The organism is Providencia sp. UF-224 (genome assembly GCF_058245955.1).
In genome coordinates, this window is the sequence record NZ_JBSICC010000006.1 from 105,703 (window position 1) to 125,848 (window position 20,146).

Here is a 20,146-nt window from a genome sequence, read left to right on the forward strand (position 1 = left end):
CTGCGTTGTCTTAGCAATTTAACCTAAAACATATGATAAAAATCACAAAATTTTAACATCTTTACCAATTTACAGACTCATTACGCTACAGTTAACTCATCTGACCTGTTAAATAAATCCCGAATGGGAGCATCATATGAGCAATTTTCCACACCTTTTTACCCCCCTTGATTTGGGGCATACGGTACTTAAAAACCGGATATTAATGGGCTCAATGCATACTGGGCTCGAAGAACACCCTGAAGGGAGCGAACGGCTTGCCCATTTTTATCGTTTACGTGCTGAAAATGGCGTCAGTCTAATTATTACAGGGGGTATCGCGCCTAACCCTGAAGGTGCGTTAACCGCCCACGGAGCGGTATTGAATAACTTAAATCAGCTACCATTTCACCGTACAATTACCGATGCTGTGCACCAAGCAGATGGCAAAATCGCCCTACAAATATTACATGCAGGCCGATATGGATTACATCCATTATTAGTAGCTCCAAGTGCTATTCAGGCTGAAATTATTCCATTTGCACCTAAAGCACTATCCGCGGATGAAGTACAAAAAACCATTGATGATTTCGTGAATACCGCAAAATTAGCGCAACAAGCTGGTTATGATGGCGTCGAAGTCATGGGCTCTGAAGGGTATTTAATTAACCAATTTATTGCTAAGCGTACAAACCATAGAACTGATGAATGGGGCGGCAGCTACACAAATCGTATTCGCTTTCCTATTGAAATTGTACGGCGCATTCGTGAAGCCGTTGGCGCTAACTTTATTATTGTGTATCGGTTGTCGATGTTGGATTTGGTCGAAGACGGTTCAACGTGGGAAGAAATAGAATACCTCGCTAACGAAATTGAAAAAGCTGGCGCGTGTATGATCAACACAGGCATTGGTTGGCATGAAGCCCGCATACCGACCATCGCAACCCAAGTCCCTCGCCACGCATTTAGTTGGGTCACCCAAAAATTAATGGGCAAGGTGAATATTCCATTAATTACCACTAACCGTATCAATGACCCTTTTGTTGCTGAGCAAATTCTTGCCAATGGGCAAGCGGATATGGTGTCGATGGCTCGCCCATTCCTTGCGGATGAAGCTTTTGTACGTAAAGCCGCCGAAAACCGTGCGGACGAAATAAACACCTGTATCGGCTGTAATCAAGCTTGCCTTGATTTAATTTTTAGCGGGAAGCTCGCTAGTTGCCTTGTTAACCCACAAGCGGTTAGGGAAATGGATTACCCCAATGAAAAAGCCGCTAAAAGTAAATCCGTCGCCATTGTGGGCGCGGGCCCTGCAGGGCTTTCATGCGCTATTTATGCAGCTAAGCGCGGCCATAAAGTCACGTTATTCGAAAAGTCGAACCAAATTGGCGGGCAATTTAATTTAGCGAAACAAATTCCCGGAAAAGAAGAATTCCATGAAACCATTCGCTACTTTTGTCGCCAATTACAGCTATTGAACGTGGATGTTCGCCTCGAACAACAAGCAGACGCGCAAAGTCTTTCAGGGTTTGACGAAGTGATTATTGCCACTGGTGTCACCCCACGTAAAATTCAGCTGGAAGGTGCCGATCACCATAAAGTGGTTTCTTATATTGACGTGATCACCCACCAGCAAGCGGTTGGCAAAAATGTCGCCATAATTGGCGCTGGGGGCATTGGTTTTGACGTGGCAGAGTTGCTAACGCAAGAAGGCAAAAGTAGCAGTTTGGATACTTCGCTGTTTAATCAAGAGTGGAATATTGACCCCACAATTCATTCAAAAGGGGGAATTTACCCAGAGCATAAAAATGCTGTGGGGTCGGCTCGCCAGCTCTATTTATTACAGCGAAAAAACAGCAAGGTCGGTGCTGGCCTTGGTAAAACAACGGGTTGGGTTCACCGTTTGTCATTAATGAAACGCGGTGTGAAGATGCTCAATGGCGTGGAATACATGCGTGTTGACGATGAGGGTTTGCATATTCGTTATCAAGATAAAACGCAGTGTTTGCCTGTCGATAATGTGGTGTTATGCGCAGGGCAAGAGCCTTATCGCCCATTAAAAATTCAGCTCGCTGAACATGGAATTGATGCCCATGTCATTGGCGGAGCCGATGTGGCCGCTGAATTGGATGCGCGTAGGGCTATCGAGCAAGGCATGAAAATCGCTTATCAGCTTTAATTCTCCCTCTCTCCTTTTCCCTCTTGGTTGAATGTATTGAGCAAGAGGGAAAATTAAATACCTCTCCCAATGACCCATTACTATTTATTTATTTGCCTCGCTTTAACGATATTGATTGTTATGTTATAACATGACTTTTGCATTCTATATTACTGAGGCTCTATGTCATTGACTACCGAAACACTCACTACCCCACTCGCAGATGCACAACTACAAAGTGATACTCACAGCCAAATAGGGCTTGATTGGGTGGGTATGACAGGGATTGCCTTACCCATCGAGTTAGCAGGCCGACCCGTTAATGCAAATGTCGATATTGGGATTAATTTCCAAGGGCAAAAAGGCATTCATATGTCTCGTCTTTACCAATCCCTAGATGCACTTACCCAAAGTGAATTAACCCGTGATTTGCTAAGGCAAACGTTAGAGCAGGCGTTGTCTTCTCATATTCAAACGTCCTCTAAAGCTTATCTTCGTATTTATGGTGATATCTTGCTATCTCGCCGCTCTTTAGTTTCTAATCAGTTTGGTTGGAAGTCTTACCCTATTGAAATAGAAGTTAATTTTAAAAATTCATTCACTATCCTGTTAAAGGTTGGCGTCCCTTATTCTTCTACCTGCCCCAGTTCAACCGCGCTTTGTGCCCAAGTAATGCAACAGCAATTTGCACTGGATTTTGATAACCAAGCGCCCCTATTATCGCAAGCTCAAGTTCTTGATTGGTTGGTTAAGCAAGGCTTGCCTGCAACACCCCATAGCCAAAGAAGCTGGGCGTGGGTTACTGTAACCTTAAACGCCGAGGAGAAAGAACTGCCCGTTATTGAATTGATAAACCGCATCGAAAACATCCTTCTCACTCCTGTTCAAACTGTGGTGAAACGCAGTGATGAACAAGCATTTGCCATCACTAATGGGCAAAATTTAATGTTCTGTGAAGATGCGGCAAGAAGGTTAATCAATGCGTTTAGTCATCAATGCCAATTTGACGAAGTGACCGTTGAAATAGACCATCAAGAAAGTCTGCATGCACACAATGCCGCTGCACGCACCAACTGGAAACGAGGTGACCATGCTGCGTAAAAACCCATCAGGCCATGTACCCGTTGTTTCTGAAAAGGCTTACATTGACCCAACCGCGATTATTTGTGGCAAAGTCATTATTGAAGATTACGTGTATGTGGGGCCTTACGCGGTGATCCGTGCAGATGAACTGAATGAGGACGGAGATATGTCACCCATAGTGATAGGTTCTCACTCAAATATTCAAGATGGTGTTGTGATCCACTCCAAAAGTGGTGCAGGTGTTCATATCGGATCACATACATCTATCGCTCATCGTGCCATTGTCCACGGGCCTTGCGAGATTGCACAACGTGTTTTTATTGGCTTCAATAGCGTTTTATTTAATTGTGTAATTGGCGAAAACTGTGTGATCCGCTACAACGCCGTGGTTGATGGCCTAACGCTTCCCCCTGCTCGCTATATTCCCTCTTGTGTGCATGTTAACGGGCACAGTGATTTATCGGATTTCAGGCAAGTCGACCGTGCTTCATTGCAATTTTCGGAGGAAGTCGCGGCAACCAATATTCAGTTGGTTGAAGGCTATCGCCGCTTACGTAATGAATTTTAATTCAAAAACAAAAAAGGCAGAATATCTATTCTGCCTTCTCGTTTATCACATAAAACTATTAATCATTATGGGAGAGCTGAGTCTCTGAATTTGCGAGTTTTTCATCTTCTGCCAAGCAAACTGCGGCAGTAAATAAGACGTCAGTAGAGGAGTTCACTGCGGTTTCCGCTGAATCTTGCAGTACACCAATCATCACGCCGACCGCAACCACTTGCATTGCAACATCATTCGGAATACCAAACATATTACACGCTAATGGAATTAATAATAATGAACCACCGGCCACACCAGATGCACCACACGCACACACTGAAGCCACCACACTTAACAGTAATGCAGTAGGGATATCCACTGGAATGCCTTTCGTGTGAACAGCCGCTAGCGTTAGAACCGTAATGGTGACTGCCGCCCCAGCCATGTTAATAGCTGCACCTAATGGGATAGAAACAGAGTAAGTGTCTTCATGCAAGTTCATACGGCGGCACATTGCCATATTTACAGGAATATTCGCCGCAGAACTACGGGTAAAGAACGCCGTAACGCCACTTTCACGTAAACACGCAAACACTAATGGGTATGGGTTGCGCTTTAATTTTGAATAAACGATTAATGGGTTAACAACCAATGCCACAATCACCATACAACCTAATAATACAGCTAATACATGGAAGTAGCCTTGTAGGGCTTCAAAGCCTGTTGTGGCAATCGTTGAGGCAACTAAACCAAAAATACCCAACGGTGCTAAGCGAATAATGACTCTAACTAATTGGGTTACACCATTGGAGAAATCCAGTAGCAGTGTTTTTGTGGTATCACTCGCATGGCGAAATGCGATACCCAGCCCTAATGCCCACGCTAAAATACCGATGTAGTTACCGTTAATCAGTGCATCAACGGGGTTAGTAAATACGTTATTTAATAAACCACTGAGAACTTCGACAATGTTACCTGGAGGGTTCATTTCTGTCTCGCTACCTGCCAAAGCAAGTGTCGATGGAAACATAAATGATGCAACAACCGCCACTAATGCCGCGAAGAATGTGCCTAAGATATAGAGAACCAAAATTGGTTTAATACTGGTTTTTTGCCCTTGGCGATGGTTAGCAATGGACGACATGACCAATACCCATACCAAGACTGGTGCAACCGCTTTTAACGCACTCACGAATAAATGGCCTAACAACCCCACGTTTTTTGCGGCCGATGGCCATAACCATGCCAATAAAATCCCTGCAACTAAGCCAACCAGTATCTGCTTGACCAAGCTACCGTGAGTGATCACTCGCCATAACCCTGTTTTATTTGTATCCATAGTAGACCTATATTATTTATCTTTATTAGGAATTAAATGTGTTTGCAGAGCCAGTATAAGGAATAAATACCTTGTGGAAAGGCTATTATTCAAAATATACACAATGATTGATTTTACTTAACAAATATTTTACATAACTGTGATCGCAATAGAGTTTTGTTTCTTATAGTAGAATGGCATAAGGGAGAATGATTGTGATTTTTCAGAGAGTTAAAACAAAAAACCCCTACCTTATCGGTAAGGGATTTAAATTTTGAAGGGTATTATTTGCTTTTTGCTTCGTTGTGTTTGTTAACAATTGTATTAATGATTAATGTCACCACTAATATTGCGGCAATCGTTCCCAACGATATCGGCGTTGGAATATGGTAGATATCAATAAGCAGCATTTTTATACCAATAAAGCTTAAAATGACCGCTAAGCCATATTTTAACATTGAGAACTTCTCTGCGACGCCTGACAGCAAGAAATACATCGCACGTAACCCTAAAATAGCAAACAAGTTAGACGTTAAAACAATAAACGGGTCAGTCGTCACGGCAAAAATAGCAGGGATACTATCCACCGCAAATATCACGTCACTGATTTCAACTAAGATCAGCACTAAAATAAGCGGCGTTGCAAACAGCACACCATTACGTTTAATAAAGAATTTTTCACCGTGTAGCTCATCGGTCATGCGAAGATGTGAACGCACCCACTTCACTAACGGTTTATCATTAATTGGCGAATCATCTTCTTTGGCAAAAGCCATTTTAAGCCCCGTAAACAGTAAAAATAGGCCGAAGACATATAAAATCCAACTAAACTGCGTGACCAACCAGCTGCCCGCGAAAATCATGATAGTTCTTAATACGATAGCACCCAGCACACCATAGACTAAAACACGGCGCTGTAAACTTGCAGGGATCGCAAAATAGCTAAATAGCATTAACCATACGAAGACGTTATCCACTGCCAAGGCTTTTTCTAACAGGTAACCCGTTAAAAACGCCATTGTTTGGCTATCGGCGAACTCACGGCCTACGTTGTCATTGAGGTACCACCAAAAACCCGCAGCAAAAATAAGCGAAAGTGTGACCCACACGATGCTCCAAGCCGCAGCTTGCTTCATCGACATGGCTTGGCCTTTGTGTTTGCCCTGCCAAAACAAATCGATAAGCAACATGATTAAAATAATAACTGCAAAACTGCCCCATAAAACAGGGTTACCGACTGAATGCATTTTCCTATCCCTTAAAAAACAAAAAACGGCTGATATCCAGAAGACATCAGCCGCTTAAAATTCTTTAACCTCAAGGAGTTATCTATTGGTTGTAAATTATGAGCAAACCTCGCCTTCTGGCAAGGTCTCACTTACAACACAATTAACCCGAGGACAGGTAATGTGGTGCTCGGCTACCGGGTGTAATGTGTACACCGTAATGACGATAAACCGACAAGAAGAAGTTACTCCCCTTTGCTATGCGCAAAATATACGGTAAATAATCTTAAAATGCAATAATTAGCTATATTAGATTTAACCCGATTTTTTTGTGTGAAAAGATACATTAACGGCAAACTTTTGCAGTTTATAGTTAAAATCCTCTACTAAAGTGGGTTTTTAGCCATTTTGCTTTGTTACAATTAGGGTGATTAATTGTAAAAATAGCGCTCAACTTAAATGAATTCTAAAAATATGCTTAAAATTTGCTGTTTAGTTATTTTCGGTTTTGTTAAAGTGAGCGTGATTTACACTAACAGCCTGAGGAAACAACGCTTTCACTTAGGCATTCACTTAATCCATTTCTCCCTGCCCAACAACAAGTTTGTTGCTGTTATTGCCGTTTAGGAAACATTAATGGAATTAGTTAAAGAACTTTTTTTTGCCCTTTGGCACCAAGATTATGTCACACTCTCTAACCCATCATTGATGTGGGCTATCTACCTTATGCTGTTTGCTATCCTGTTTCTCGAAAATGGGGTTTTACCCGCAGCGTTTCTACCGGGCGATAGCTTATTGATTTTAGTGGGCGTCCTGATTGCGAAAGGCACCTTGAGTTACCCTCTTACCATCGTTATTTTAACCGCTGGTGCAAGCTTAGGCTGCTGGGTGGGCTACATACAAGGCCGTTGGTTAGGAAATACAAAGATAGTCAAAGGCTGGCTCGCACATCTCCCCGAACATTATCACCAACGGGCCCATGGTTTATTCCATCGTCATGGTCTTGCTGCGCTGCTGATTGGCCGTTTTCTCGCCTTCGTAAGAACGCTACTCCCGACTATCGCAGGTTTGGCTGGCTTGAAAAATGGCCGCTTCCAAGTGTTTAACTGGCTAAGTGGTTTGCTGTGGGTGTTGATTTTAACCTCGATTGGTTACGGTTTTGGCAAAAGCCCAATTTTCCAGCAATACGAACATCGCATTATGAATGTACTGATGTTAATCCCTGTTTGTCTGTTAGTTATCGGTTTAGTTGGCAGCATTGCTGTTGTGGTAAAGAAAAAACTGTCAGGCAAAAAAGTAAACTAATTCAATTTGCGGGAGCACTTTGCTTCCCGCATTTTCGTTTTTACTCATTTTTACTTTTCCATTTCTCCTTCGCTAAAAACAGCATTAATTCGCTGATTAAACGACGATTTCTTAGCACACTCTGTTTGTCATTTTTTGTTAATAACTCATAATCACGCTGAATATTTGATTGCACTTAGTACAAAAATCGCTATTGTTAATACAACGAATGCGCTTTTTCTATTGATAGGAGGTTGTATATGTCATCGAATCATTCATCAGACGAACTACGTGCGGAACTACGCGCTTTAGCTGATTCTCTGGAAACGATGCTTAGTGATACCGGCGAAAAATCGAAAGAAGAGATCGAAAGTTTAAAATCAAAAGCACAAGAAGCATTGCGGTCATCTCGCGCAAAACTCGGCCAAACCACCGAAAGGATCACCGAGCAAACTAAGGAAATTGCGGGACGCGCAGATAACTACGTAAAAGAAAACCCATGGACAGGCGTCGGTATTGGCGCAGCAGTGGGCGTTGTTCTTGGCGTGTTGCTCGCTAAACGTTAATTGCTTATGGAACCAAATCAGCAACGTCAGGGCCCCGGTAAAGGGGTCCTTGAAACCTTACGACGTATAGCCAATATTTCCGTAGGTATGGTGCAAACTCGCCTAGAGTTAATTGCCGTTGAATTAGAAGAAGAAAAGCTCAACCTGATTCAACTTCTTTTATTGGCAGGTTTAGCGCTACTATTCACCGCATTTGGTTTGATGTGCCTGATCGGCTTAATCTTTTGGTCTGTTGATCCTATTTACCGCTACCAAGCATTGGCGATGACAACTGGCGCGTTAATCCTGCTTGCTATTGTTTTTGCTATTTGGGCGCTAAAAAAGGCAAAACAATCAACCTTACTGGGGGCAACACGTGAGCAACTGGCTCAAGATGCCAACGCATTAGCGAGAAAGGATGATGAGCAAAAATAAGCAACAGTTACTGGCAGCTAGAAAACAACGTTTAGTCAGAAGAATTGAGCGTCAGCGTCAAGAGTTGACGGAAACGTCCTCTGATTGGCTACACACCACTGCACCTTATGACCGTGCTTGGCAAACGATCATGACATTTCGCCCTTTAGTCATTGCAGCCACTGGCTTGCTCTCTGTTTACTCCCTTCGCAAACCACAAAAAATTCTACAGTTAGGCCAAAAAGCCATCACCATTTGGGGCTTAGTTCGTTCAATTCAAAGCGCAATTCAAACCAGCAAAAAATAGCCATTTTCCCCAAATAATAATAATAATAATCCTTATTATTCAAAAAGATAAATAATATATCTTTCTAATTTTTATTCCCAAAATAAGTTCATTCAATTTTTTTGTCTATCTTTGTGAATAACCTTTGCTTTTTATTGAAAAAGTAAATCGATACTATAAGCCCATCAAATGATTTCTAGCCAATTTGTGCTAAAAATAACTTTATAAAGCGACATATATCGCAATTAACTTACATTTAATGACTTATTAGTCTGGAGAATCTCGATGAAAAATTTAGAAAGTGGTGCGATATTATTGGCCCGTATCATGATGCCAATCCTATTTATTGTCGCTGGATATGGAAAACTCGGTGATGCCTATGCAGGTACACAACAATATATGCAAGCCATGGGTGTTCCCGGCTTCTTATTGCCTTTAACGATTTTATTAGAATTAGGTGGCGGATTAGCGGTTCTGTTTGGTTTCTTAACGCGCACCGTTGCCTTGTTCACAGCAGGTTTCACTGTATTAACCGCATTGCTGTTCCACATTGATTTTAGTGTGGCACCAAACAGCTTAATGTTTATGAAAAACTTTACTATCGCAGGCGGTTTCTTACTGTTAGCGGTCACAGGCCCAGGTAAATTTAGTATCGATCATTTACTCGGCAAAAAATGGTAATACGCGTTTCATATCACCCTTATTGATTTCTGATTTGTCTTCATTTGTTTGTCCAACTTATACCTCCCTCGGGAGGTATTTTTTTGCCTAAAATAAAGGTTTTGAACCTGTTAAAGGGGAAATATAGGTAAAAATCATGTAGGAAAGCCTTATTTATTCTTTTAGTTTATGAGCCAAGTCTAAATATCAGGCTGAGATTGTTTTACTTTTTTGAATCATAGCTAGTTAACTGCACTCGTAGACTCTAAATAGTTTGAATTGTCGGCAATAATGGGGTTCTAAAACTGCTATTAACGTCTAAATAATTCGTGCTGTAGCAAGGCGGCAAGCTTGCTAATCCCTAGGGGCATACTTGAGTATGTGACTAGGGTTAGGGAACGATGCCAACAAAGCTACAGTGCGAAGTATGACGACGTTATGAACGAAATAATTTGGGGATCTCACGCAAACACCACGACTTCGCCTCCCCCATACTATCCCTCCGCCACGCCATAATAATCGTCGTCTCATGGCTAAATTCCGCGCCAACAACTTTCAAACGCCCTTCACGAATATCTTGCTCCACCAGCGGATACGGCATCGTCGCCACGCCAAGCCCTGCCAACAGTGCATTACGCTTATCTTCGATACTTGATACCGTTAAACGCTGCTGCTTATCCAGCAACTGTACGGTGATCACCGGGCGTTCACGGGCAGTATCCGCAACCGCTATCCCACGGTATTTCACTCGTGTTGCATCAGAAAGTGGCTCTGGTTCTTGGTGAATCGGATGATCAGGGCTTGCTACATAAATATGGTTAATGGTGTATAACGGTTTTGAGTTAATCTCTGATGACGAACGAAAATGCATATCGGGTGCAATCACAATGTCCGCCTTACCACTTTCGAGGCGCTCCCATGCCCCTGCCAGCACTTCCGTAATCAATGATAGCTGCGTTTCTGACTTTTCAGCCAAACGTTCCACCAGCGGAAATAATGACTGTGCGGGTACCAATGCCTCACAAATAATCGTTAAATGTGTTTCCCAACCTTTAGCAAGCGCTTCCGCATCTGACGTCAGCTTATCCGCCGCCTCGAGTAAAATACGGCCTCTATCCAACAACATTCTACCGACATTGGTAAATTTGGTTCTATGTCCTGAACGGTCAAACAAAATTACATCGAGCTCTTCTTCTAACTTTTGCATGGTATAGCTTAGCGCGGATGGCACTCGACCTAACTCCTCTGCTGCCGCTGCAAAACTGCCACGTCGGTCGATTGCATCCATCACCCTTAATGATTCAAGCGTTAATGCTCTCTCTTTACTCATGATGTATCTCTTTCAGGAAATTTGAACAAGGGAAACAGATTAACTGGCTAACAATTCAACGTCCAGCTATTTATTATAACAATAGATTATTAACTTATTATTTGGATGAGGGTTAACCATTATGATGACATTGAGACCCGTTAACCATTGCGGAAAAGCAGACTATGGTTGGCTACAAGCTCGCTATGCTTTTTCTTTCGGCCACTATTTTGACCCTGATTTTATGGGATTCAAAACACTAAGAGTGCTGAATCAAGAGGTTATAGCGCCGCAAAACTCATTACAGCCAAGAATGTATCCCCATGTCGATATCTTAAATATCGTCCTAAAAGGACATGCACAATACCGCGATAGTTTAGGGAATACCGTTGATGCAAATGAAGGTGATTGCGTACGCTTTTCACCTCGCCCAGACTTGAGTTATAGCGAGCAAAATGTCTGCCCACAAACGCCATTAACACGTTTGCAGCTCTGGCTAAATGCTTGCCCACAGCAAGAGTCATTACCGTTGCAAAAAGTGACAATTTCTGAAGATGAAAATTGCCTTGTGGCATCGCCAGATGGCGAAAAAAACAGCATTCAGCTACGTCAACAAATTTGGATAAACCAAATTCACTTAGCGCCAAAGTCATCATCAACGATGTCTATAAAAGGCCGAAATGCCTTTTTGCAGTCAATACATGGCGGCGCGACTTTGCGTAATAAACACGGTGAAACGTTAACCATGAGCTGTAATGATGGGGTCTTTTTGCAAAACGAAGACGAGTTTGAAATTACCGCTAATAAAGATTTTCGCGGTTTATTGATTGACCTCGGCGAACAAAACTAAGTTTACTGCCAATTTTCTACCGCCTAAAATCAAAATCCCTCGTATTTTATCGAGTACGAGGGAAAATTTGCGAACCGATTCGCAAATTTAATCATTTACATATCCTATATATTGACAAGCCTGTGATAGAGTCCAGCCATTAGTGAGTGAAAGATTTAACCATTTTTTGCTCAATGGCTTTTTTCGTTTTGATTTTAAAGGTGTTTTCGTGGCGCTATTCACTCAACAACGGCACAACCAAATTTTTGCCCAAATTCTCAATGAGGTCGTTCCTCAAGATGAACTTGCCAAGCGTTTTTCCGTTTCAACGCGGACAATCCGTTCTGATATCAATGAAATCAATGAGTTGATTGAAGAATATCACGCGCACATCGTGTATGAACGAGGGCGAGGCTATCGTTTAAAAGTTGAAGATGAAACCCTGTTTGCTACTTTTACACAACGCAGCGAAGAAGACAGCGCCATCCCCCGCACCAGCAAAGAGCGTATTGATGCGTTGCTATTGAAATTATTAATGTTATCCCTGCCGGTCAAGCTTGATGACATCGCAGAAGAGTGGTTTGTGAGCCGCGGTACCCTGCAACAAGATATGGGCGCAGTCAGGGAACAACTGCAAAAATACCAAATCGCACTGGAAAGTATTCCCCACCAAGGCATTCGCCTCAATGGCAGTGAATGGGCAATTCGCGCTTGTATGACGGAAACCTTATGGCGCCGTTATTCAGAGCAAATCACCCCTGATTTAACCACCTTCCACCCAGATAGCTTAGATAATTTGGATTTGACCTATATTGATAAAGTGCTTCATAACAGTATGAATCGCTTTGATATTCGTATCAGTAATGAAGGGCATCTCTACCTCGTTTTTAACTGTGCTGTGACCATTTTACGCATCACTCGAGGCCATGAACTCACCACTTCCGTCAAAAATGATGAAACGGAAGAGGTGATCCGCAAAGCTTGTGATGAAATCTCAAAAGGGCTAATTTACTTTTTAGGCAATGACCTTTCTAATGCAGAACTGAGTTACTTGCATGATCAAATTATTGCTCAGCGCATTAGCCACCAAGACTCTTCCACACAAAAAAGTGGCAGTCACAATGCGCTTTCAGAGCATATATTGAACTATATTAATGAGTTATATAATTATGACTTACGAAATGATGAAAAACTCAAAAAAGATCTCAACACGCATCTTGCTGCATTGATCACCCGCTTGCAGTACCATATTTCCACGCCAAACCCACTATTATCGGATATAAAACAATACTATCCGTTCGCCTATGATGTCACGCTCAGTGCGTTAACCAGTGCGAGTAAGCAATTACTTCCTCACCCCATCAGTGAAGATGAACTGGGCTACCTTGCGGTTCATATTGGTGTGAGCCTTGAGCGTAACTATGGTGCTGGCTCAGTACGCCAAACTGAGGTGCTGGTTGTTACCGATGCGGGGAACTCAACGTTCCGTGTGGTTGAGTCCAAAATTATGCGCGAATTTCCACAATTGAAATTTAGCCGCGGGCTCACCTTGCAAGAATATGAATCGCTGAGTGAAGTGAGTGAGGATTTTGTGATCACAACGGTACGAATTTCTGAGAAAAATAAACCGGTTATCAAAATTGCGCCCTTCCCAACACCTTACCAGTTAGAACAAGTTGGGCGGCTCGCGATGGTGGATCAAACTCGCCCTTACATTATCGAACGCTTTTTTGACGAGCGATTTTTTATGGTGATTAACGAAAAAATCAGCCAAGAAGAGCTATTCCAAACCGTTTGCCATAAATTACAGCAAGAAGGCTACGTCACGCCTGAATTTTACCCGTCTTTGCAAGAGCGCGAGTCCATTGTTTCCACCCTATTGGGTGAAGGTATCGCCCTCCCCCATTCGTTAGGTTTATTGGCAAACAAGACAGTTGTTGCTACGGTTGTTGCCCCCAAAGGCATTGAATGGAATAAAGAAACCAAAGAGAATGCCTATGTCATTTTCCTGCTCGCCATCAGTAAAACTGACTATGAAGAAGCGATGGCAATTTACGACTTATTCGTCACCTTTGTGAAGGAAAAAACCACCCGACGTCTGGTCAGCGTAAAAAACTTCAATGAATTCCAAATGATCGCCAAAGACAGCTTAGCAAGGGTGCTATAGCCCTCATGCAACTTCCACTTCAAGGTGGAAAAGTGGGAGTTGCTGCCTTTTACGTGATCCTAACCACAACTCTACGAAATCTTTTTCCCTTTATACTCGCTTGTTTTACGTGCTAAATGGCTAAGTGGAAACCATAATCGTCAGAAGTCACCTACGCTAATTTTTCATTTCCACTTTAATTTCCAATTATATTTTCCATTTCCAGTTATCACCCATAAAATATACTCGATTGATTTTATTAAAATTAATTCAAACCCCTCACCAATCCAATCATTTACCGATGATTGATTCATGTCAATTTTTCCACTTAACTTCCAAATAGGTTAAATAACAAACCAATTTCACTTAATTTAATTTCCAAATTATTTCCACTTCTAAGTGGAAATTCACTGCCTGCAAAAATTGCCAATAAGCGTCTAATGTATAAGACATGAAGGAACAGAGTAGTTTAACTAGCAATATTACTTTGGATTTTAAATAGTTATGAGTGAATCAGTTGTCGTTTTTCAAATGTTAGAGCACGACCTTGATATTGATGAGGTCACACAAAAACTGCTGGCAGTGATTACTGACTGGCTCAAGCAAGAGGACTGCTACACCACCGATGTACAACAACAAATGTTGGAGTCTCATCTGCGTGCCATGGTAGCGAGAGCGAAAACTGGCGAGGCATTACCGGAGGTTGATATCAGTCTATTCGATGAGATTTCTCAACATTCGATTGCATTAGCTCAGCGGGTTGTCGATACGCTCCCCGGCTTAGCACCAGAAGAGACATATTTGCTTTCTGTTCACTTTGAAGTCGTTCGTTCAAATGATTAATTTTTAAGTTGTAGGATTGGAGAATATTTATATGAAACAGATCGTTATTGTGATCGGAGACCGTTTAGGTAAAGGGCAAAAAGTTGCTGCAGGCGTTGAAGCAGCTGGTGGTAAAGCGATTGTTGTACCGGGTGTGGCAGCCGATATGAAACTCGGTGATGTCATGAACGCAGAGCAAGCCGACCTTGGGATTTCATTTTGTGGCAGTGGCGGCGCAGGTGCTATCACCGCTCAAACCAAATATGGCTATAAAGCTCGTTATGGGATGCGCTCTATCGAAGAGGGAGAAACCGCCATTGCGGAAGGTTGCAATGTATTAGGTTTCGGTTTTATGGACAAGGAAGAGTTAGGCGAGCGCTTAGTTAAAGCATTTAATAAAAAATACGGCAACGCTTAATGAAAAAATCGATCGAAACGACGGTACGGGTGACAGGGCAAGGCGACACCAAGCAAAAAGCCATTGCGGACGCCTTAAATTCGATTCAAAAAACCGTACTGAAAAACAGCACAGACATCATCCTGCGGATAGAACCAAAGGATGTTGAGGTTGTTAGTGCTCACTCGCACTCGCGGACAGAAAAATTTCTATTCATCTTTTTGCCACGCAAACGTGAACATTTCCGTGTTGTACTCGACGTTTCGCTGGATGTTACCTTACTTTCTGTCAACGAAATACCATTTACAGAACAATAATAGCAATCAGGTCTGGAGTTAATTCCATGAGTGAAACTGCATCTTTTTTAGAAATATTGGGCATGTCCCTCATTATCGGTGGGCTCTGCGGCTTCGGTTTAGGCGCAGGCGCGGCACGTATGTTCCACGCACCAACCGTGCAAGGGATGGGGGCATTTCGTACATTGGGCGAACTTAACGCATGTGAAGGCGACCCAGCATCTCACTTCTCTTTCGGCTTAGGGTTCTTCTTTAACGCATGGGCATCGTCTGTTGCAGCGGGTGCGTTCACCCAAGACGTTGACCACCGTATCATTCCAAACTGGGGTGCCGCGGCACTGCTAACCAAAAACCGTAACGTAGCAGAAACCCTGCATAACCCGAAAAAAATGGCGATTGCCTGTGCCATCATCGGGGCATTCGTAGTGGCATTCTTAAATACTACCGCATCTGCGGTTCCTGCGGCACTGCAAACCACGGCAATTAACGTTCTTGTTCCTGCGGCAAACCTGCTGGTAAATACCGTGATGCCAGTTATTTTCTGGTTAGCGGCAATGGATGCAGGCCGTCGTTCTGGTTTCTGGGCAACACTGTTCGGTGGTTGTGCTCAGTTAATCATGGGTAACGCTATCCCAGGTTTAGTATTAGGTATCTTGATTGGTAAAGGCGTTGATGACAACGGCTGGAACCGCATCACACGCACCATGATGATCACTGTCGTTCTGTTGTTCGTTCTGAGTGGCTTCTTCCGTGAATTTGACCTGAAGATGATCACCTCTTTCAACCTAGACAAACCATTGTGGCTTGAATACGTCCACGGACTGCTGAGCGGGAAATAATCATGACAACTGAAATTAATAAAGACGATTTTTGGTACGCAGAATGGTCATTCCCCATCTTTGTTGGGCTGCTATCAGCAGGGATCTTCGCGGGTACCCATATGTACGTGGTTTACGGGTTCGGCGCATTTAACGAAGTGGCGTTTGTCGCCATGTTACGTGCAGGGCTCGACACTGGGGTTTATGGTGCCGTCGCGGCATTCGGTGCGAGTTTCTTATTCGCTCGAATTATCGAAGGCTCACTGGTGGGGATTTTGGATATCGGTGGCGCACTACAAACCGGTATTGGCCTAGGTGTCCCTGCGCTGTTCCTCGCAGCAGGTTGGGATATATTAGTCACTAACTTCTGGATTTCATTACTGACAGGGTTATTCCTTGGCGTGCTAATCGGCTTACTGATTGTGTTTGCGCGTAAGTTCACCATTGCTCAAGCCAACTCAACCTTTGGTGCTGACGTCATGATGGGTGCGGGTAATACTTCAGGTCGATTCTTAGGCCCGTTAATTATCTTAGCCGCAATGGCCGCTTCCATTCCAATCGGGATAGGTTCACTGATTGGCGCCCTGATCTTTTACGTCTGGCAAAAACCGGTTGCCGGTGGGGCAATTTTAGGCGCGATGTTATTCGGTTATTTCTTCCCTATCGCTGCTTAACACGTATTTTCCCGGGGCATATGCCCCGGGTCACAAAATAGCATGACGTAAAAACGGGGTCAGATACAACAGCACTGCGGTTTGCATCATTTAGAACACACTTTTAAGCATGGTCTAAATAATTCAAATTGCGACTAGGCGGCAAATGAACACATACATCAGTATGTGATTAGGACTCTAAAAACTGCAATTCGCATCATTTAGAACACGCATTTAAGCATACTCTAAATAATTCAAATTGCGGCTAGGCGGCAAACGACGATATCCCTATGAGCATACACCAGTATGTGACTAGGGTAGCGCAAGAGCAGCCAACAACGCTGCGGTTTGAAGTATGACGAGTATGACGAGCACCGAAAATAAAGAAGGCAACTTATGTACACACTCATCATCAAACACGGTAAACGTATCGATGGCACGATTATCGATATTCTGATTAAAGACGGAAAAATCGAGGCGGCAGGTCCTGAGTTAGCCTGTAACCAACAAGCTGACAAAGTCATTGACCTGAAAGGGAAAACCTATGTCAGCGCGGGATGGATTGATTCTCATGCACACTGTTTTGCCGAGTCACCTATCTACTTTGATGACCCCGATTTAGCAGGCGCTGCGGGCGGTGTGACCTCACTGGTTGATGCTGGGAGTGTCGGTGCTGACGATATTGATAAATTTCACCAATTAACCAAAAAGTCCAAAACCAACGTCTTTTCTTTGTTGAATATTTCACGCATTGGCATCATCGCACAAAATGAATTGTCCGATATGAACAACATCAACGAAGCGTGTTTCCAAGAAGCTATCGAACGCCACCAAGGCTTTGTGGTGGGAATGAAAGCGCGTATGAGTAAAAGCGTTGTGGGTGAGAATGGCATTGCGCCGCTCGTTAAAGCCAAAGAGATGCAGAAAAAACACCATCTTCCATTGATGGTGCATATCGGCAATAACCCACCAGATATTGATGAAGTGGCTGACTTACTAACACGAGGCGACATCATCACTCACTGCTTTAATGGCAAACCAAACAAAATTTTAGGCGATGATGGCTACCTTAAACCCTCCATTGCCCGGGCACTGGCACGAGGCGTCATTTTAGATGTTGGTCATGGCGGTGAAAGCTTTAGCTTTAAAGTGGCCGAGCAAGCCATGCGCATCGGTACATACCCAGACATTATCAGCTCCGATATTTACCATCGTAATCGCGTGAATGGCCCCGTTTACAGCCTTGCATTTGTGATGACTAAATTCCTGTGCATGGGCTTTAGCGCTGAGCAAATTTTACGTTGTGTGACTGAAAAAGCCGCTAGCTTCTTATCGCTCCCAGCTAAAGGGTATTTAAGACCCGGTTTCGATGCAGACATTACGTTGTTTGATCTGAAAGAAGAACAAACTGAACTCACTGACGCAGAAGGCGAACACCGTGTAGGTACACACCGCTTTGTACCTATTGCCGCTATCGTTGGTGGTAAACATATTATTCATGCACAAGGCGAATCTGAACATGCAATCGATTTATGAGAAGTATCAGTTAAAACACGTTATCAACGCATCTGGCCGCATGACCATACTCGGCGTATCAACACCGACGCCTGAAGTTGTTGAGCGTGTTGCTTACGGGCTTAATAATTACTTTGAAATTAAAGACTTAGTTAATAAAACAGGTGAATACATCGCCAATTTGCTGAACGTCGAAGCCGCTGTCGTGGTGTCTTGCGCCTCCGCAGGTATTGCCCAAGCGGTTGCGGGTGTGATTGTGCAGGACGATGATGATTTATTGCTGAACCTGCATTCCTCGGAAAAAGTTGTTCCACGTGAAATTATTTTACCCAAAGGGCATAACGTCAACTTTGGTGCACCTGTCGACACAATGGTGTCTTTAGGGGGCGGAAAGGTGATTGAAGCTGGCTTTGCAAACGAATGCAGCGCCGCGCAATTAGCCGCAAAAATCACCCCAAATACGGCTGCGATTCTGTATATCAAATCCCATCATACTGTACAAAAAAGCATGTTAACCGTCGAACAAGCGGCCAAAGTGGCACATGACCACCAGCTGCCATTGATTGTTGATGCAGCCGCAGAAGAAGAGTTAACCGCGTATTACCAAGCGGGTGGCGATATTGTGATTTACAGTGGCGCAAAAGCCATTGAAGGGCCAACCAGTGGCTTAGTTGTTGGTAAAAAACAGTATGTTGAGTGGGTAAAACGCCAAAGCCAAGGTATTGGCCGTGCGATGAAAGTCGGCAAAGAAGGCATTTTGGGCTTAACCCTTGCTATCGAACAATACTTAACTGCGCAAAAAGAAACGGGTGCGGAAATGGTCACGCGAATGACGAAGTTTATCAGTGACCTCAATGCCATTAAGGGCATTTCAGCCCAAGTCGTCTGGGACGCCGCAGGCCGTGACATCGCCCGTACCGAAATCAGCTTCGATGAGAAAGTGATTGGCAAAACAACCTACCAAATTATGGCTGACTTAAAACAAGGCGATACCGCTATTTACTTCCGTGAATATAAAGCCAACGAAGGGAAAGTTGAAGCGGATATCCGCAGTGTCAGTACTGAACAACTTGATGTTATTGCAAAGAATATTCGTTTGTTAGTAGAAGGAATTTAAGATGAAATTGTCACCGAATTTTTACCGTGACCGCGTTTGTTTAAATGTGTTGGCAGGTAGCCACCAAAATGCCAAAGATATCTATGCCGCCGCAGAAACCTTTGTTGTTGTCGGTGTGTTATCGAAAAACTACCCTGACTTAGACAGTGCTATCGCCGATATGCGCATTTATGCCAAAGAAACCGATAATGCATTATCTGTGGGCTTAGGTGCAGGTGACCCGAACCAATCCACAATGGTCTCCTTGATTTCAAAAGAAATTCAACCGCAACACGTCAACCAAGTGTTTACAGGAGCACCAATCAGCCGTGCTTTACTCGGCCAAAATGAAACGTTTGTAAATGCGCTGATTTCCCCAACAGGCACAATTGGAATGGTCAAAATTTCCACAGGCCCGCTTAGCTCTAAAGCCCCTGATGGCATCGTTCCTATTGAAACTGCAATTATGATGCTAAAAGATATGGGCGCAGATTCTGTTAAATTCTTCAATATGAAAGGGTTAACCTATATTGAAGAATATAAAGCCATCGCCAAAGCCTGTGCAAAATTTGATTTTTCTTTAGAGCCGACTGGGGGGATTGATTTAGATAATTTTGCCGAAATTTTGCAAATCGCCCTCGATGCAGGCGTGAAGAAAATCATTCCTCATATTTATAGTTCTATTATTGATAAAGATACGGGTGATACGCGCCCAGAAGATGTGCGTCAATTATTGCAGATGGTTAAGCAAGCGGTTAATTGATGTGTTAA

21 protein-coding genes are annotated in these 20,146 nt (G+C 43.3%); 18 read left to right on the top strand and 3 right to left on the bottom strand.

The annotated features are described in order from the left end of the window. Positions 1 to 136: 136 nt before the first annotated feature. From AC4IFO_RS08190 to AC4IFO_RS08200, 3 genes are all read left to right on the top strand, one after another. Positions 137 to 2,158: an FAD-dependent oxidoreductase gene (locus AC4IFO_RS08190; protein WP_490733384.1), complete on the top strand. Its 2,022-nt coding sequence runs from the start codon at positions 137 to 139 to the stop codon at positions 2,156 to 2,158. 162 nt (positions 2,159 to 2,320) lie between these two features. Then, on the top strand, positions 2,321 to 3,238 hold the full coding sequence (folE2, locus tag AC4IFO_RS08195; protein WP_490733386.1) for a GTP cyclohydrolase FolE2: 918 nt from the start codon (positions 2,321 to 2,323) through the stop codon (positions 3,236 to 3,238). Beyond that, the gene (locus tag AC4IFO_RS08200; protein WP_490733521.1) at positions 3,228 to 3,788 is read left to right on the top strand and encodes an LbetaH domain-containing protein; all 561 of its coding nucleotides are present in this window, start codon (positions 3,228 to 3,230) and stop codon (positions 3,786 to 3,788) included. Before folE2 ends, AC4IFO_RS08200 begins: the two co-directional genes overlap by 11 nt. A 58-nt stretch (positions 3,789 to 3,846) precedes the next feature. Here AC4IFO_RS08200 and sstT read toward each other — a convergent pair whose 3' ends face one another. Together sstT and AC4IFO_RS08210 are read right to left on the bottom strand one after the other, a co-directional pair. Next, the gene (sstT, locus tag AC4IFO_RS08205) at positions 3,847 to 5,100 is read right to left on the bottom strand and encodes a serine/threonine transporter SstT (RefSeq protein ID WP_490733388.1); all 1,254 of its coding nucleotides are present in this window, start codon (positions 5,098 to 5,100) and stop codon (positions 3,847 to 3,849) included. Positions 5,101 to 5,363: 263 nt separating this feature from the next. Then, positions 5,364 to 6,326, bottom strand: a complete 963-nt coding sequence (locus AC4IFO_RS08210) for a TerC family protein (RefSeq protein WP_490733390.1) — start codon at positions 6,324 to 6,326, stop codon at positions 5,364 to 5,366. Positions 6,327 to 6,941: 615 nt separating this feature from the next. Here AC4IFO_RS08210 and AC4IFO_RS08215 point away from each other — a divergent pair. The 5 genes from AC4IFO_RS08215 to AC4IFO_RS08235 all read left to right on the top strand — a co-directional run bounded on the left by AC4IFO_RS08215 (position 6,942) and on the right by AC4IFO_RS08235 (position 9,515). Then, a complete protein-coding gene (locus tag AC4IFO_RS08215) occupies positions 6,942 to 7,610 on the top strand; it encodes a DedA family protein (RefSeq protein WP_490733392.1) in 669 nt (222 codons plus the stop codon). Positions 7,611 to 7,849: 239 nt separating this feature from the next. Beyond that, complete coding sequence (locus AC4IFO_RS08220; RefSeq protein WP_490733394.1) at positions 7,850 to 8,155, top strand: ElaB/YgaM/YqjD family protein; 306 nt, start codon at positions 7,850 to 7,852, stop codon at positions 8,153 to 8,155. A gap of 6 nt (positions 8,156 to 8,161) precedes the next feature. Then, a complete protein-coding gene (locus AC4IFO_RS08225; RefSeq protein WP_490733397.1) occupies positions 8,162 to 8,569 on the top strand; it encodes a phage holin family protein in 408 nt (135 codons plus the stop codon). Further along, complete coding sequence (locus AC4IFO_RS08230; RefSeq protein WP_490733399.1) at positions 8,556 to 8,855, top strand: YqjK-like family protein; 300 nt, start codon at positions 8,556 to 8,558, stop codon at positions 8,853 to 8,855. Before AC4IFO_RS08225 ends, AC4IFO_RS08230 begins: the two co-directional genes overlap by 14 nt. 264 nt (positions 8,856 to 9,119) lie before the next feature. Next, positions 9,120 to 9,515, top strand: a complete 396-nt coding sequence (locus AC4IFO_RS08235) for a DoxX family protein (RefSeq protein WP_225818498.1) — start codon at positions 9,120 to 9,122, stop codon at positions 9,513 to 9,515. A 415-nt stretch (positions 9,516 to 9,930) separates the two neighbouring features. On the opposite strand, the gene AC4IFO_RS08240 is transcribed toward AC4IFO_RS08235, so the two are convergent. Next, a complete protein-coding gene (locus AC4IFO_RS08240; RefSeq protein ID WP_219244544.1) occupies positions 9,931 to 10,824 on the bottom strand; it encodes a LysR family transcriptional regulator in 894 nt (297 codons plus the stop codon). Positions 10,825 to 10,945: 121 nt separating this feature from the next. Here AC4IFO_RS08240 and AC4IFO_RS08245 point away from each other — a divergent pair, with 121 nt between their 5' ends. From AC4IFO_RS08245 to dagF, 10 genes are all read left to right on the top strand, one after another. Beyond that, a complete protein-coding gene (locus AC4IFO_RS08245; protein WP_490733401.1) occupies positions 10,946 to 11,653 on the top strand; it encodes a pirin family protein in 708 nt (235 codons plus the stop codon). A 166-nt stretch (positions 11,654 to 11,819) separates the two neighbouring features. Then, on the top strand, positions 11,820 to 13,799 hold the full coding sequence (locus AC4IFO_RS08250) for a BglG family transcription antiterminator (RefSeq protein WP_490733523.1): 1,980 nt from the start codon (positions 11,820 to 11,822) through the stop codon (positions 13,797 to 13,799). A gap of 483 nt (positions 13,800 to 14,282) precedes the next feature. Further along, complete coding sequence (locus tag AC4IFO_RS08255) at positions 14,283 to 14,621, top strand: transcriptional antiterminator (RefSeq protein WP_206083581.1); 339 nt, start codon at positions 14,283 to 14,285, stop codon at positions 14,619 to 14,621. A gap of 31 nt (positions 14,622 to 14,652) precedes the next feature. Beyond that, positions 14,653 to 15,018, top strand: coding sequence for an SFCGS family glycine-rich protein (locus AC4IFO_RS08260; protein ID WP_206083580.1), 366 nt, complete (start codon positions 14,653 to 14,655; stop codon positions 15,016 to 15,018). Beyond that, the gene (locus tag AC4IFO_RS08265; RefSeq protein ID WP_047756106.1) at positions 15,018 to 15,314 is read left to right on the top strand and encodes a DUF4312 family protein; all 297 of its coding nucleotides are present in this window, start codon (positions 15,018 to 15,020) and stop codon (positions 15,312 to 15,314) included. The genes AC4IFO_RS08260 and AC4IFO_RS08265 overlap by 1 nt, the downstream gene beginning before the upstream one ends. A 26-nt stretch (positions 15,315 to 15,340) precedes the next feature. Then, positions 15,341 to 16,132, top strand: a complete 792-nt coding sequence (locus AC4IFO_RS08270; protein WP_206083579.1) for a DUF4311 domain-containing protein — start codon at positions 15,341 to 15,343, stop codon at positions 16,130 to 16,132. Between the two features lie 2 nt (positions 16,133 to 16,134). Then, positions 16,135 to 16,785, top strand: coding sequence for a DUF4310 family protein (locus AC4IFO_RS08275; RefSeq protein ID WP_219244547.1), 651 nt, complete (start codon positions 16,135 to 16,137; stop codon positions 16,783 to 16,785). Positions 16,786 to 17,160: 375 nt separating this feature from the next. Next, positions 17,161 to 18,300 carry an amidohydrolase/deacetylase family metallohydrolase gene (locus AC4IFO_RS08280; RefSeq protein ID WP_490733403.1) on the top strand — a complete coding sequence of 380 codons (1,140 nt, stop codon included), beginning with the start codon at positions 17,161 to 17,163 and terminating at the stop codon, positions 18,298 to 18,300. After that, on the top strand, positions 18,284 to 19,396 hold the full coding sequence (locus AC4IFO_RS08285; protein ID WP_490733405.1) for a DgaE family pyridoxal phosphate-dependent ammonia lyase: 1,113 nt from the start codon (positions 18,284 to 18,286) through the stop codon (positions 19,394 to 19,396). The genes AC4IFO_RS08280 and AC4IFO_RS08285 overlap by 17 nt, the downstream gene beginning before the upstream one ends. A 1-nt stretch (position 19,397) precedes the next feature. Beyond that, positions 19,398 to 20,138: a 2-dehydro-3-deoxy-phosphogluconate aldolase gene (gene dagF / locus AC4IFO_RS08290; protein WP_490733407.1), complete on the top strand. Its 741-nt coding sequence runs from the start codon at positions 19,398 to 19,400 to the stop codon at positions 20,136 to 20,138. The last annotated feature ends 8 nt before the right edge of the window (positions 20,139 to 20,146 follow it).

What these genes read in the sequence shown, in the direction of transcription:
- AC4IFO_RS08190 (WP_490733384.1), top strand. Translation starts at nt 137, where the DNA reads ATGAGCAATTTTCCACACCTTTTTACCCCCCTTGATTTGGGGCATACG.
- folE2 (WP_490733386.1), top strand. Translation starts at nt 2,321, where the DNA reads ATGTCATTGACTACCGAAACACTCACTACCCCACTCGCAGATGCACAA.
- AC4IFO_RS08200 (WP_490733521.1), top strand. Translation starts at nt 3,228, where the DNA reads ATGCTGCGTAAAAACCCATCAGGCCATGTACCCGTTGTTTCTGAAAAG.
- sstT (WP_490733388.1), bottom strand. Translation starts at nt 5,100, where the DNA reads ATGGATACAAATAAAACAGGGTTATGGCGAGTGATCACTCACGGTAGC.
- AC4IFO_RS08210 (WP_490733390.1), bottom strand. Translation starts at nt 6,326, where the DNA reads ATGCATTCAGTCGGTAACCCTGTTTTATGGGGCAGTTTTGCAGTTATT.
- AC4IFO_RS08215 (WP_490733392.1), top strand. Translation starts at nt 6,942, where the DNA reads ATGGAATTAGTTAAAGAACTTTTTTTTGCCCTTTGGCACCAAGATTAT.
- AC4IFO_RS08220 (WP_490733394.1), top strand. Translation starts at nt 7,850, where the DNA reads ATGTCATCGAATCATTCATCAGACGAACTACGTGCGGAACTACGCGCT.
- AC4IFO_RS08225 (WP_490733397.1), top strand. Translation starts at nt 8,162, where the DNA reads ATGGAACCAAATCAGCAACGTCAGGGCCCCGGTAAAGGGGTCCTTGAA.
- AC4IFO_RS08230 (WP_490733399.1), top strand. Translation starts at nt 8,556, where the DNA reads ATGAGCAAAAATAAGCAACAGTTACTGGCAGCTAGAAAACAACGTTTA.
- AC4IFO_RS08235 (WP_225818498.1), top strand. Translation starts at nt 9,120, where the DNA reads ATGAAAAATTTAGAAAGTGGTGCGATATTATTGGCCCGTATCATGATG.
- AC4IFO_RS08240 (WP_219244544.1), bottom strand. Translation starts at nt 10,824, where the DNA reads ATGAGTAAAGAGAGAGCATTAACGCTTGAATCATTAAGGGTGATGGAT.
- AC4IFO_RS08245 (WP_490733401.1), top strand. Translation starts at nt 10,946, where the DNA reads ATGATGACATTGAGACCCGTTAACCATTGCGGAAAAGCAGACTATGGT.
- AC4IFO_RS08255 (WP_206083581.1), top strand. Translation starts at nt 14,283, where the DNA reads ATGAGTGAATCAGTTGTCGTTTTTCAAATGTTAGAGCACGACCTTGAT.
- AC4IFO_RS08260 (WP_206083580.1), top strand. Translation starts at nt 14,653, where the DNA reads ATGAAACAGATCGTTATTGTGATCGGAGACCGTTTAGGTAAAGGGCAA.
- AC4IFO_RS08265 (WP_047756106.1), top strand. Translation starts at nt 15,018, where the DNA reads ATGAAAAAATCGATCGAAACGACGGTACGGGTGACAGGGCAAGGCGAC.
- AC4IFO_RS08270 (WP_206083579.1), top strand. Translation starts at nt 15,341, where the DNA reads ATGAGTGAAACTGCATCTTTTTTAGAAATATTGGGCATGTCCCTCATT.
- AC4IFO_RS08275 (WP_219244547.1), top strand. Translation starts at nt 16,135, where the DNA reads ATGACAACTGAAATTAATAAAGACGATTTTTGGTACGCAGAATGGTCA.
- AC4IFO_RS08280 (WP_490733403.1), top strand. Translation starts at nt 17,161, where the DNA reads ATGTACACACTCATCATCAAACACGGTAAACGTATCGATGGCACGATT.
- AC4IFO_RS08285 (WP_490733405.1), top strand. Translation starts at nt 18,284, where the DNA reads ATGCAATCGATTTATGAGAAGTATCAGTTAAAACACGTTATCAACGCA.
- dagF (WP_490733407.1), top strand. Translation starts at nt 19,398, where the DNA reads ATGAAATTGTCACCGAATTTTTACCGTGACCGCGTTTGTTTAAATGTG.